The 13,360-nt window shown below is 70.0% G+C and carries 9 protein-coding genes and 1 pseudogene; 6 read left to right on the top strand and 4 right to left on the bottom strand.

Annotation, left to right across the window (positions count from 1 at the left end; genetic code table 11):
* Positions 1-4: 4 nt before the first annotated feature.
* Positions 5-2,080, bottom strand: a complete 2,076-nt coding sequence (locus QQK49_RS05605; protein ID WP_284303086.1) for a PTS mannitol transporter subunit IICBA — start codon at positions 2,078-2,080, stop codon at positions 5-7.
* Positions 2,081-2,259: 179 nt separating this feature from the next.
* Between QQK49_RS05605 and QQK49_RS05610 the strand changes: the two genes are divergently transcribed.
* The 6 genes from QQK49_RS05610 (at position 2,260) to QQK49_RS05635 (ending at position 7,856) form a co-directional block, all read left to right on the top strand.
* Positions 2,260-3,306 (top strand): zinc-dependent dehydrogenase, encoded by a 1,047-nt coding sequence (locus QQK49_RS05610; RefSeq protein ID WP_284303087.1) that lies wholly within the window; start codon positions 2,260-2,262, stop codon positions 3,304-3,306.
* A 194-nt stretch (positions 3,307-3,500) separates the two neighbouring features.
* A complete protein-coding gene (locus QQK49_RS05615) occupies positions 3,501-3,791 on the top strand; it encodes a transposase (RefSeq protein ID WP_182818941.1) in 291 nt (96 codons plus the stop codon).
* Between the two features lie 41 nt (positions 3,792-3,832).
* The gene (locus QQK49_RS05620) at positions 3,833-4,729 is read left to right on the top strand and encodes an IS3 family transposase (protein ID WP_431310568.1); all 897 of its coding nucleotides are present in this window, start codon (positions 3,833-3,835) and stop codon (positions 4,727-4,729) included.
* Positions 4,730-4,791: 62 nt separating this feature from the next.
* The gene (locus QQK49_RS05625; protein WP_284303088.1) at positions 4,792-5,547 is read left to right on the top strand and encodes an EAL domain-containing protein; all 756 of its coding nucleotides are present in this window, start codon (positions 4,792-4,794) and stop codon (positions 5,545-5,547) included.
* A gap of 456 nt (positions 5,548-6,003) precedes the next feature.
* Positions 6,004-6,579 carry a hypothetical protein gene (locus tag QQK49_RS05630; protein WP_284305978.1) on the top strand — a complete coding sequence of 192 codons (576 nt, stop codon included), beginning with the start codon at positions 6,004-6,006 and terminating at the stop codon, positions 6,577-6,579.
* Complete coding sequence (locus tag QQK49_RS05635) at positions 6,552-7,856, top strand: putative bifunctional diguanylate cyclase/phosphodiesterase (protein ID WP_284305830.1); 1,305 nt, start codon at positions 6,552-6,554, stop codon at positions 7,854-7,856. The genes QQK49_RS05630 and QQK49_RS05635 overlap by 28 nt, the downstream gene beginning before the upstream one ends.
* Positions 7,857-7,899: 43 nt before the next feature.
* Here the strand turns inward: QQK49_RS05635 and valS are convergent.
* The 3 genes and pseudogenes from valS to QQK49_RS05650 all read right to left on the bottom strand — a co-directional run.
* Positions 7,900-10,625: pseudogene (gene valS / locus QQK49_RS05640) on the bottom strand (valine--tRNA ligase); the annotation flags it as partial.
* Between the two features lie 60 nt (positions 10,626-10,685).
* Positions 10,686-11,801, bottom strand: coding sequence for a glycosyltransferase family 2 protein (locus QQK49_RS05645; protein WP_284303089.1), 1,116 nt, complete (start codon positions 11,799-11,801; stop codon positions 10,686-10,688).
* A gap of 92 nt (positions 11,802-11,893) precedes the next feature.
* On the bottom strand, positions 11,894-13,312 hold the full coding sequence (locus QQK49_RS05650; RefSeq protein ID WP_348536101.1) for an FAD-binding oxidoreductase: 1,419 nt from the start codon (positions 13,310-13,312) through the stop codon (positions 11,894-11,896).
* Between the last annotated feature and the right edge of the window lie 48 nt (positions 13,313-13,360).

Raw genomic sequence — 13,360 nt, forward strand, 5'->3', positions numbered from 1 at the left:
TACCTCAGAGGGAGACCTCGGAGAGCAGGTCGTGGATCTCCTCCGGAGTCGTCGCGCGGTCCATCACGGCGACCTTCTTGTCGTCGAGGAAGACCCCGGCGAGCTGGGACAGGATGGCCAGGTGGTCGTCGCCGACCCCGGCGATCCCCACGACGTAGCGGACGGGCTGCCCGTTCCAGTCGATCGGCTCGTCGTAGCGGACGAACGACAGGCCGGTGCGGTTGACCTCGCCCTTGGCCTCGTTGGTGCCGTGGGGGATGGCGAGCATGTTGCCCATGTAGGTCGAGACGGACGCCTCGCGGTCGTGCATGGCCTCGACGTACTTGGGGCCGACGGCGCCCTGGCCGACGAGCAGTCCTCCGGCCTCCTCGATCGCGGCGTCGCGGGAGTCCGCTCGGCCGCCCAGCACGATGGCCTCGAGGGGGAGCGGGGAGTTCTTGTCCGACCGCTCCGACGGCTCGGACGCAGTCGTCGTGGACGCGGTCGTGGACGGGGTCGACGCCGCCGCCGAGGCACCGGCCGCCGAGGCACCGCCGGCCGTGGCCGCACCCGCCGTGACATCCGCGGGGGAGTTGGTGCGGGCGAGCAGGTCGACGATCTCGTCGTAGCGGGGGCTGTTCATGAAGTTGTCCACCGAGACGTGCATCGCCGAACCGGTGCGCTGCCGGGCCCGCGGCGTGAGGTCCTGGTGGGAGACCACGAGGTCGTAGGTGTCGGTGAGGTTGGAGATGGCCTTGTTGACGACGGTGACGTCGTCGTGGCCGGCCTGCTGGATCTTCTTGCGCAGCACCGAGGCTCCCATGGCCGAGGAGCCCATGCCGGCGTCGCAGGCGAAGACGATCTGGTGGATCGGGCCGGTGTGCTCGCCCGTGGACCCGGCGCCGGTGAGCGACCCCGCGACCGAGGACTTCTTGCCCTTCATCGCCTCCATGTCGGCGGTGGCGGCGGCGAGGTCGCCCTCGTCCTTGGACTTGTCGGTCTTGAGCAGGAACGCGGCGACGGCGAAGCTGACCAGCGTCGCGGCGAGCACCGACAGCGTCACGCCGATGTAGCTGTCGGAGGCCGTCTGCAGGTAGATGGCGATGATCGAGCCGGGAGCGGCCGGGGCCCGCAGGCCGACGTCGAAGAGGACGTTGACGAACACGCCGGTCATGCCACCGAGGATGACCGCGGCCAGCAGCTTCGGCTTCATGAGCACGTACGGGAAGTAGATCTCGTGGATGCCACCGAGGAAGTGGATGAGGATCGCGCCGGGCGCCGAGCCCTTGGCCATGCCGGTGCCGAAGAACATGAACGCGAGCAGGACACCCAGACCCGGGCCGGGGTTGGCCTCGAGGAGGAAGAGGACGGACTTGCCGTCGACCAGCGCCTGGTTGGTGCCGATCGGGGTGAGGATGCCGTGGTTGATCGCGTTGTTGAGGAAGAGGATCTTGGCCGGCTCGATGAAGACCGAGGTCAGCGGCAGCAACTGGCTCTGGACGAGGAAGTTGACGACGGAGGCGGCCGCGTTGCTGAAGGCCTCGACGACCGGGCTGATGAGGAAGAACCCGATGAAGGCGAGGATCATGCCCCAGATGCCGGCGGAGAAGTTGTTGACGAGCATCTCGAAGCCGGGACGGATGCGGTGGGTCCACAGGGCGTCGAGCTTCTTCATGCTCCAGCCGCCGAGCGGGCCCATGATCATGGCGCCCATGAACATCGGGATGCCGGCGCCGGCGATGACACCCATCGCGGCGATCGCGCCGACGACACCACCGCGGGCGTCGTAGACCATGCGGCCGCCGGTGTAGGCGATGAGGATCGGCAGCAGGTAGGTGATCATCGGGCCGACGATGCCGCCGTCGGCGAAGTCACCCCATCCCCCGATGCGGGCGACCCAGCTGTCGGCGCCCCACACGGCGCGCTCGCCGCCGCCGAGGTTGAGCCAGCCGGATTCGATGAAGAGGGCCGTGATCAGACCCCAGGCGATGAAGGCGCCGATGTTCGGCATCACCATGTTCGAGAGGAAGGTGCCGAACTGCTGCACCCGGACCCGCGCTGAGGTCTTCGGGGCCGCATCGGCCGTGGCCGGTGTCGCCATGGGGCGCTCCTGTCCATGCGGGGATCCACACCGTCGTGAATCTGTGATCTTGTTTATATACGTCTGTTTGGTTCCGGTCAAGACCCCCTTGACGGACAAACCCCAACAAGGCAGGCTGTGTCTCACACCAATCCCACACGAACAGGCATGTGTGCGGCCCGTTGCAAAGGAGCATCCGGATGAAGGCCCTGCGTTTCTACGCACCCGGCGACGTTCGACTCGAAGACGTCCCCGAGCCCGTGTGCGGCTCGGACGAGGTGAAGATCAAGGTCAAGAACTGCTCGACCTGCGGCACCGACGTCAAGATCTTCAACAACGGCCACGTCAACATCACCGGTGTGACGGTCATGGGTCACGAGATCGCCGGCGAGGTCGTCGAGGTCGGCGCCGACGCCCTCGGCGGGTTTTCCGTGGGTGACCGTGTGCAGGTCATCGCGGCCGTGCCGTGCGGCGACTGCCACGAGTGCAGCAGGGGCTGGATGGAGGTCTGCCAGAACCAGACCTCGGTCGGCTACCAGTACGACGGCGGCTTCGCCGAGTACATGATCGTGCCCCGGCAGGTGCTCAAGGTCGACGGCCTCAACCGCATCCCCGACAACGTGGGCTTCGACGAGGCCTCCGCTCTCGAGCCGTTCGCGTGCGCCATCAACGCCCAGGAGCAGCTCGGCATCTCCGAGGGCGACTTCACGGTCGTCTTCGGCGCCGGACCGATCGGCTGCATGCACATCCGCATCGCCCGCGGCGTGCACAAGGTGGGCCCGATCGTCCTGGTCGACATCAACGCCGAGCGTCTCAAGATGTCGGCCGACGCGGTGCAGCCCGACCACGTCATCGACGCCTCGACCGAGGACGTCGTCGCGAAGATCCTCGAACTGACCGACGGACGCGGCGCCGACGTCGTCATCACGGCGACCCCGGCCAACATCAACCAGGAGCAGGCCATCGCGATGGCCGCCCGCAACGGCCGGATCTCCTTCTTCGGCGGTCTGCCCAAGACCGACCCGACCATCACCTGCGACTCCAACCTCGTGCACTACCGCCAGCTGCACATCCACGGCGCCAACGGCTCGGCCCCGCGCCACCACAAGGCGGCGTTGGAGTACGTCTCCACCGGTCAGATCCCCGTCAAGGACCTCATCACCAAGCACATCCCGCTGGAGAACGTGCTCGAGGCCTTCGACATCGTCCGCAAGGGCGAGGCCATCAAGGTCACCGTCGAACCCTGAGAACCCTCCCGAAAGACGGGCGAGCCCGGTCACTGCTGCGTAGAGTGACCGGGCTTCGTCATGCCGCTAAGCGATGACCGTCACCCCGCTCGAGCGGCTCAAGATGACCGCTCGTCGGCCGACAGGTCACGGAGACCCGAAAGCAGGTTGAAGTTCCCCCTGGAGCGTAGAGGCATCCACAATGAGGGATCGAGATGCCAGAGAAGCGTAAGAAGTACGACCGGGAGTTCCGTGAGGGAGCGGTCCGGATCGTCGAGGAGACGAACAAGCCGATCGCGCAGGTCGCTCGCGATCTTGGCGTGAACGAGGGCACGCTGGGCAACTGGGTCCAACGCGCCCGTGCCGCACGCGAGGGTCATGGAGAGCTGTCCAAGGACGACTACGAGGAGCTGAAACGGCTGCGCGCCGAGGTCGCCGAGCTGCGGATGGAGCGTGATGTCCTCAAGCGATCCGTGGTCCTGTGGGTGAAGGAGGCGACGAAGTGAGCGTGGCACGCTTCATCGCCGACCAGAGGACCAACTACGCCGTGCCACACGCCCTTGTCTGCTCGCTGCTCGGAGTCTCCGAAGCGTGGTTCTACAAGTGGATCAAGCGCGCCGACGGTCCCGGCGCTGCCAGCGGGCTGTTCACCGACACCGACCGCCGCCGCGACACCGTCGACCGCGCGGTGCGCGTCGCGTTCAAGAACGCCAAGGGCCTGCACGGCTCACCGCGCTTGCACGCCGACCTGCGCGAGGCTGGCTGGCAGATCAGCGAGAAGACGGTCGCCGAGTCGATGCGCCGCCAAGGCCTGGTCGCCCGCGTCATCAAGCGGCGCAGCGGCCTGACCAGGCAGGACAAGACCGCACCCAAGTTCCCGGACCTGGTGCGTCGCAACTTCACCGCGCCGGCGCCGAACTGCAAGTGGGTCGGCGACATCACCGAGATCCCCACGGCCGAGGGCAAGCTGTACCTGGCCACCGTGATCGACCTGTACTCGCGCCGGTTGCTCGGCGCGGCCACCAGTGCCCACCCCGACGCTGACCTGGCGTGCGCGGCGATCCAGATGGCCGTGACCGCTCGCGGCGGCAAGGAGGCGATCTGGCGCGAGGACGAGTCCGACCGGGTCATCTTCCACACCGACCGGGGCTCGACCTACACGGCGACCTCGTTCACCCGGCTCTGCGCCGACCTCGGGATCCGCCAGTCGATGGGCCGGGTCGGGTCGTGCTTCGACAACGCCGCCGCCGAGGCGTTCTTCTCCTCCCTGGAGTGGGAGGTCCTGTCCCGGCAGGCGTTCGACACCCGAGCCCAGGCCCGGGCCCTGGTCATCGACTGGGCCTACGGATTCTACAACCACCAACGCCGGCATAGCGCGGCTGGCATGATGTCACCGGTCAACTACGAGCAGTCCACCGCAGCGTCCGTCCCGGACGCCGCGTAGCCCGAAGCCCTCCACGATCCGGGGGAACCACAGGTGACACGGTGACGGATCAGACTCTGTCCATGTCGGCGACCCGACCCGCGGGGGAAGACGTCGCCGCCGACGGCCTGGTCGCGCATTTCCAGCCCTTCTACAACCTGGGGACGGGCGCGCTCCAGGGAGTCGAGGCGCTCGCCCGGCTGGCCGGTGACGCCGGCGCCACCACGCCCGGCCCTTTCTTCGACGCCGTCCGCGACTCCGGGTGCATGGCGGAGGTCGACCGCTGGATCCTCCGGCAGTCGGTGCAGCAGTTGAGCCGTCTGCAGCAGGAGGAGGATCTGCGCAGGCTCATCCTCTCGGTCAACCTGTCGGGGGAGTTCGTCTGCTCCGAGGGGTTCCACACCGAGGTGCTCGAGGAGCTCGAGGCCGGCGGCGTCGCCGGTGACCGTCTCCTCGTGGACATCTCGACCGCGACGTTCCGCCGTCTGCAGGGCGCGGACTCGGGCGCGTTCGCGCGGCTGGTCGCGCTGCAGGAGCAGGAGATCACGTTCTGTCTGGACGGGTTCACCGTCGACGACCTCGATCTGCTTCCCGCCCTGACCGACGCCCGGGTCGACATCGTCAAGCTCCACCCGCGCGAGATCGCCGAGGGTGACTCCGACCGACTGTCCGCGATCGTCACCGCCGTGCACGACGCGGGCCTCCCCGCCGTGGTGGCGGGGATCGAGACCCCGATCAGCTCCGGCAGGCCACCGAACTCGGATTCGGTTGGGCCCAGGGCTTCCTCCTGGGCGCGCCGGTGCCGGGGGATGAGGTCCTGGCCTCCCCACGCGTGCTGACGATCTGAGTGCCGCCCGTGCCCCGGCGGAGGGGGTGGCCCCTTCTTCTCGGGGTCGCCTTCTCTGTGGTGGCCGGGGTGGCGATCTGGTACCTGGCCGACCCGTTCGGGTCGGGTGCCTCCGCGCACATGGTCCTCACGGCCGTCCTCCTGCTGGGGATGGCACTCGGCCCGGTGATCCGCCGTGTGCGACCGCGGCGGGTGTGGTTCGCCGCCGGCGCCGCGGGGCTGTTCTTCGTCGCCACGGCGTTCGACGCACTGGTGCCGGTACGGATCGGCCCGATGGAGTACTCCGACGCGATGTTCCTGTCGGGGTACGGCTTCCTCATCCTGTGGCTCGCGCTCATGTGCACCTACGGCGGGACGACGGATCGGGGCACCCTGGCCGCGACCGCGGCCTCGTGTACGGGCGCGGCGCTGGCGCTGTGGGTGACGATCCTCGCCCCGTTGGGCAACGGTGGAGGATCTCGCCACGGGCATCGTCTGGTCGCTCTACCCGCCGCTGGACATCGTGATCCTCACCCTCGCGGCGCAACTCGGCCGTCGCCTCGGCCGGGTGACGCCACCCCTGGTGTGGTTCATGTCGGCGATGGCGGTGTGGCTGGTCGTGGACACGGCCTACGCGGTCGTCGAGACGACGGCGCAGCAGGCCTACGACATCCCCGTGCTCGAGGCGGCCTACCTCCTGGCCCACTTCGCGCTGGCGGTCGCGTTCGTGCATCCCCGGCTGCGCGAACTCAGCCCGGCGCCCCGCCGGATCGCGCCGAGGTTCACCGGCGATCGCTCGACGATGATCCTCCTCACGGTCTTTCCCGTGATCCTCTCCAGCGCCGTCCCCGACGTGGACGCCTGGGACACGATGGTGCGCACCCTGATGATCACCGTGCTGGTGTCGCTGGTGTTCTGGCGCTGTCCACCACGGTCTCCGCGCTCTCCCGGGCAGAGGCCGACAGCCACCACCGCGCCACCCACGACCTGCTCACCGGGCTGCTCAACCGGGCCGCCCTGCTCGACGCGCTCGAGGACCGGTTGATCCGTGATGCCGTGACCGGCCGCTTCACCGTCGTGCTCTTCCTCGACTGCAACGACTTCAAGCGCGTCAACGACACCTGGGGACACCACGCGGGAGACACGGTGCTGCGTGACATCGCGACGCGCCTCCCTGCGGTGTTGCACCCCCGGGAGATCGTGGCGCGGCACGGTGGCGACGAGTTCGTCGTCGTCTCCTCGACCGAGGACACCGCCGGGGCGGTCTCGCTGGCCGAGCGGGTGCGGAGCGCGTTCGACGCGCCATTACGGATCATACCCGGGCGCGTCCACGCCATGACACCGGCGATGGGTCTGGCCCTGGCCGGTCCGGACGACCGGTGCACGACCGAGGAACTGCTCGGTCGTGCGGATGCGGCGATGTACGAGTCCAAGCAGCGTGGCTGCGGCGGTCACGTCGTGTTCGACGACGCCCTCGCCCTGCGGTTGCGCACGCGGGCCGAGGTGGGAGACCGCCTCGAGCAGGTCACCTGCACGGACCCGTTCGACATCGTGTTGCAACCGATCATGGGCGGCCCCGAGCACCGGACGCTCATCGGTCGGGAGGCCCTCGCCCGCTGGCGGGACCCGCAGCTCGGTGACGTCCCGCCCGACGTCTTCGTGCCGGTGGCCGAGCAGTTGGGACTCATCACCACGCTCGGCGAGGCCGTGCTGCGCCGCGCCTGCCGAGAGGCGGCCGGCCTGCGGGCGACGGGGGAGGAGGACGAGGTCGACCTGTTCGTCAACGTCTCCCCGGCGCAGCTGCGCGATCCGGGGTTCGCCGGAGTCGTCCGGGACGCCCTCGCCACGACCGGGCTCCCGCCCGCTCGACTCCGCCTGGAGGTGACCGAGACCGAACTCGTCGACGAGGGCCCGGCCACCGCGGAGACGCTGGAGGCGCTGCGCGAGGCCGGGATCAGGCTCTGCGTCGACGACTTCGGAACCGGGTACGCCTCCCTGGCGACGCTGCTGCGCCTGCCCGTCGACTGCGTCAAGCTCGACCGCTCGCTCGTGGCCGGGCTGGGCGAGAGCGAGGCCGCTGAACGTCAGCTCGCGGCCGTCATGTCACTGGTGCGCAGCCTCGGGATCGAGGACATCGTCGCCGAGGGCGTGGAGACCGAGCAGCAGGCGATCGCCCTGCTCGAACTGGGCTGTCCCCTCGCCCAGGGGTGGTTCTACGGCCGACCCTGCCCGAGCACGGACGCACTCGTCGGACGCCACCTGCTCGAGCGGCGCGCCGCGCGGCGCGACGCGGGTGGGCCGGCGACCGCCGCCCCACCCTGACGGCCCTGACCGGCCTGCGGTGACCGGCCGGTGCCTCACTCCTTGGGCGGCGGGGGAGGAGTTCGGCGTCGCGGACCTCGACGTGGTCGGCGTTCGTGTAGGTGATGTCACCGTCGACGCGACCGGCGGCGCGCAGGTCGGCCTCGGCGGCGCGGATCGCCGCGCAGGCGGCCTCCGGCCCGGCGATGGTCACCGACGACACCGTGGCGCGCATGCCGACCTTGGCGTCGGACTTGGCCCGGCGGATGCCGCCCAGGGCCTGCCCCACCCACGGGAGCATGTCGATGTCGACGGGTGCCGCCTCGGCGCCGTGCCCATCGCCCACCTCGGGGGTGCGGCACTCCTCCGGCTGCGGCCACACCTGGCGGTGTACCGATCCGCTGCGCCACCAGCTCCAGACCTCTTCGGTTGCGAACGGCAGCACCGGCGCGAACAGCCGCAGCAGCACGTCGAGCGCGACACGCAATGCGGCTCGGGCGCTCTGGGTCTGCGCCGACGCCGACCCGTCACCCTCGTCGTCCGCGCCGTAGGCCGGGCCTTGACCAGCTCGAGGTAGTCGTCGCAGAACGTCCAGAAGAACGTCTCGGTGACCTCCAGGGCCCGCGTGTGGTCGTACTTCTCATACCCCTCGGTCGCCTGGACGACGACCTGGGCGAGGGCGGCGAGCATCGCGCGGTCCAGCGGCTCGCTGACGAGGAGCGCCAGGTCGTGGGTGCAGTTCTGGGCCCCGCAGGACGCACCCGACGATGGGGTCTCGGGGAACCCGAGGACGAACTTGCTCGCGTTGAGCACCTTCATCGCGAGGCGCCGGCCGACCTTCATCTGGCCGGTGTCGAAGGCGGCGTCGGTGCCCAGGCGCGCGGAGGCGGCCCAGTAGCGCACCGCGTCGGATCCGTGCTGGTCGAGCATGCCCTCGGGGGTCTCGGCGTTGCCCTTGGACTTGCTCATCTTCTTGCGGTCGGGGTCGAGGATCCACCCCGAGATCGCCGCGTGGCGCCACGGCACCTCGCCCGCGAGGTGGTGGGCGCGGACCACCGTGGAGAAGAGCCACGTGCGGATGATGTCCTGGCCCTGGGGGCGCAGGTCCATCGGGAAGAGTGCGGCGTAGAGCTCGTCGTCGCCGCCGAGCGCCTCCCCGCCCCACCCCGTGGTGATCTGGGGGGTGAGTGAGGACGTGGCCCACGTGTCCATGACGTCGGGGTCGCCGACGAACCCGCCGGGCTCGCCGCGCTGGGACTCGGTGTACCCGGCCGGCGCATCGGCCGAGGGGTCGATCGGCAGCGCGTCCTGCGCCGGGACGATAGGGGAGTCGAAGACCGGCTCGCCGTGCTCGTCGAGGGGATACCACAGCGGGATCGGGACGCCGAAGAACCGCTGGCGGCTGATGAGCCAGTCGCCGTTGAGGCCGCCCACCCAGTTCTCGTACCGCACCCGCATGAAGTCGGGGTGGAAGTCGATCTGCGTGCCGCGCTCGATGAGCTCCTCGCGCAACTGCGCGTCGCGTCCGCCGTTGCGGATGTACCACTGGCGGCTGGTGACGATCTCGAGCGGCTTGTCGCCGCGCTCGTAGAAGTTGGCCTTGCGCTGGGTGGCCTTGGGCTCCCCGTCGAGGTCTCCGGAGGCCTGCAGCGCCTCGACGACGGCCTTGCGGGCAGCGAAGGTCGTGGCTCCGGCGACCGACCCGGCGTAGAAGTCGGCGCCCTCGCCCGAGAGCCAGTCGGGGGTCTCGGAGACCATGCGTCCGGTGCGGCCCACGAGCGAACGCATCGGCAGTTGCAGCTCGCGCCACCACGTGACGTCGGTGAGGTCACCGAACGTGCAGCACATGGCGATTCCGGCGCCCTTGTCCATCTCGGCACCGGGGTGGGCGAGGACGGGCAGCTCGACGCCGAACACCGGGCTCGTCACCGTGGTGCCGAACAACGGGGCGTACCGCTCGTCGTCGGGGTGGGCGATGAGCGCGACGCACGAGGGCAGCAGCTCGGGGCGGGTGGTCTCGATGTGGACGGGCTCGCCGCGCGAGCCGTCCTCGTTGACCCGGTGGAAGGCGACGCGGTGGTAGTGACCGGGGTAGTCGCGGGCCTCGAGCTCGGCCTGCGCGACGGCCGTCTGGTAGGTGACGTCCCACAGCCCGGGCGCCTCGGACTGGTAGGCGTTGCCCGCGGCCAGGTGGTCGAGGAACGCCTTCTGCGACACCGCGCGGCTGCGGTCGTCGATGGTGCGGTAGGAGATGTTCCAGTCGACGGAGAGACCGAGGCGCTTCCACAGCCGCTCGAAGGCCTTCTCGTCCTCGACGGTGCGTTCGTCGCACAACTCGATGAAGTTGGCGCGGCTCACGGCCTCCTGCTTGGAGGCGTCCTTGACGTCCTTGGCCGACATGTCGCCGCGGTACTTGGGCTCGTAGTTCGGCACGTACGGCAGCGAGGAGTCGCCGCGGACGCCGTAGTAGTTCTGCACGCGCTTCTCGGTGGGCAACCCGTTGTCGTCCCACCCCATCGGGTAGAACACCTCGAGCCCCCGCATGCGCTTGTAGCGGGCCATGCAGTCGGTGTGCGTGTAGGAGAACACGTGTCCCACGTGCAGGGATCCGCTGGCCGTGGGAGGCGGGGTGTCGATGGCGTAGACCTGCTCGCGCGGCGCGGCCAGGGCCCGCTCACGATCGAAGACGTAGGTACCCTCGTCTGCCCATACCTCGACCCACCGGTCCTCGAGGCCGTCGACCGACGGCTTGTCAGGGATGGGGCGGGCTGCGGAGGGGGTGTTGGTCATGGCGTCATTGTTCCAGAGAGGTCCGACACTCCTGCACCGCCGCAGGCGCGCCCGGGGGCCTCAGCGGCGAACGAGGCGGACGAGGCGTCGCATCCACTGTGGGCGGGCCGCGCCGCTGCGTCGCAGATGGACGAGTCGGGTGCGGGCCCGGGTGGAGGGGGTGATCAGCGTGGTCATCCAGAGGCCCTGGGCGGCCTGCTGCCACGTGGGCAGGTTGGACTGACGCAGGCGGCCGAGGTAGCGCGCCAGGCCGACGACGTCGGGGGAGCCGCCGGACAGTGCCCGTCGGAGTTGGTGGCGTTCGAGGAGGAACAACGGCATGGCCTCCCCGTAGGGAGGCTCCGACTGCCCCATGAGGCGGGCGGCGACCTCCCAGTTGGCCTCGAAGTCGGCGATCTCGCGGGTGCACTGCTCGGGCGAGGGCGCGAGCTGGGTGTTGCTCATGCTCGACCCGTGCACCCGGTACCCGCCGAGCGGTTCGGAGACGGAGACGATCTCGCCCAGGTAGGGCATCACCGCGCATCCGGCGCCGTCCAGGGGCAGCCGCGGGTTCTCCGCCTCCAACCCGAGTCCACGCAGGGTCGCGGTGTGGAAGACGTTGCCCGAGGTGGGTGGGCACTGGTAGAAGCCGATGACCCGGTTGTCCTCCTGCATCGCGGCCCGGTCGTATCCGTCGGCGAAGCTGGGGAAGACCGAGCCGTTGGGCTCGCCCTCCTCGTCGATGGCCGCCAACTGGAACTGCAGCTTGACCGGCGTCGACGCGAGCAGCGGAGCGCACTTCTCGACCAGGTGCGGGTCGGCGGTGTCGTCGGCGTCGAGGAAGTGGACGTACTCCGCCTGCACCCGGGCCAGGCCCGCGAGGCAGGCGCCGAGCAGGCCGGTGTTCTCCTGGGCCACGATCTCGAGGTGGTCGGCGTACCGGCGGATGACGTCCAGGGAGTCGTCGGTGGAGCCGTCGTCGACGACGATGACCTGGCTGTACGGACGCGTCTGATCCAGGACGCTGGTGATCGCCGCGCCGATGAACTCGGCGTAGTTGTGACACGGGATGACGACGGCGATCCCCGGGAGGCGCGGCTCGGCAGGGGTGAGCGCCTCGGGTGTGCGGGGATGGCGGGCTCGCGTGGAGGATGTCGGCCGGGTCGCGCCCGTGGAGGACTGGGCGGGGGGAGGCATGGCAGTCCTTCGCGTGGTGGACGGGGTTGTCCACCAGCATAGTTCGCGTGTCCTGCGGCGCAACGGAGGCACGTCGCGCGGCGCGCGGGCACTCAGCCCAGGTAGGACTTGCCCGGGTTGCAGATGCCCTTGGGGTCGAAGACGGCCTTGAGCTGACGCATGCGGGCGATGGCCGCCTCGCCCACCTGACGCCGCAGGTAGGGGGCCTTGATGGTGCCGATGCCGTGCTCGCCGGAGATGGTGCCGCCGAGGGCGATGGACAGGTCCACCAGGTCGGAGAACGCGGCGTGGCCGCGCGCGTTCGCGTCGGGGTCGGTGGGGTCGAAGAAGATCGAGGGGTGGAGGTTGCCGTCGCCGCCGTGGCCGGACATCGTCACCTCCACGCCGCGTGCGGCGCAGAGTTCACGCCCCTCCTCGACCAGTCGGGGCAGCGCGCGGATGGGGACGCACATGTCCTCGATGAGGTTGGGCCCTTTGGCCTCGAGCGCCGCGTTGAGGGCGCGTCGGCCGGCGAGCAGGGCGTCGGCCTCCTGCGCGTCGTCGGCGACGGCGATCTCGTCGGCGCCGTGGGACTGCATGAGGTCGGCGAAGCGCTGGGTGTCCTCGCCGACGTGGCCCGGGCGGTCGGACTGGACGAGCAGCGCGGCGGCGCAGTCGGAGGGGAATCCGTAGTCGGCCAGGGCCTGGATCGCGGCGATCGACGGCGCGTCGAGGAACTCGATGAGCGACGGCGGGTTGGGGTCGCGCCGCAGGGCGATGATGGCCTCGGCCGCCGAGGTGAGGTCGGGGAACGTGGCGAGCGCGGTGAGCGGGTCCTCGGGTGCCGGGACGAGCCGCGTGATGACCTTGGTGACGACCCCGAGGGTGCCCTCGGACCCGACGAACAGGCCGGTGAGGTCCAGCCCGGCGACGCTCTTGGCGGTGCGGCGGCCGGTGGTGATGGTCTCGCCGCCGGGGAGCACGACCTCGAGGCCGCGGATGTAGTCGGCGGTGACTCCGTACTTGATGCAGCACAAGCCGCCGGCGTTGGTGGCCACGTTGCCGCCGAGGGTCGAGGACGCCGCCGACGCGGGGTCGGGCGGGAAGAACATGCCCTCCACGCGCGCGGCCTTCTTCAGCTCCTCGGTGACGACGCCGGCCCCGGCCACGGCGATGCCGTCGACGGGGTCGACGAGCTCGATCTCCTTGAGGGCCTCGGTGTTGAGGACGATGCACCCCTGGGTGGCCACGGCCGCACCGTTGAGTCCGGTCCGGGCGCCCTGGGGGACGACGGGGACGCCGTGCTCGTGCGCATGTCGCATGACCTCGACGACGTCGGCGACGTCGCGGGCCCGGACGACCTCGAAGTCGTCCGGCGCGGCCGCACCGAAACTCGCGTCGACCGCATAGACGCGCTTGACGTCGGGGTCGCTGATCAGGGGCAGGGACGAGGACAGAGCGCTCACCCGACCACTATGCCCGAGCGTGTGGATGCCGGTCTCGGGGTCGGTGAGGATCGCGACAGGGGTCACTCCCGGCTCGGCCGGTGGTCGGCGCCTGACCCGCCGGGTAGGATGACT

It is taken from the genome of Mobilicoccus caccae (assembly GCF_030161635.1).
Taxonomy (GTDB): Bacteria; Actinomycetota; Actinomycetes; order Actinomycetales; family Dermatophilaceae; genus Mobilicoccus; species Mobilicoccus caccae.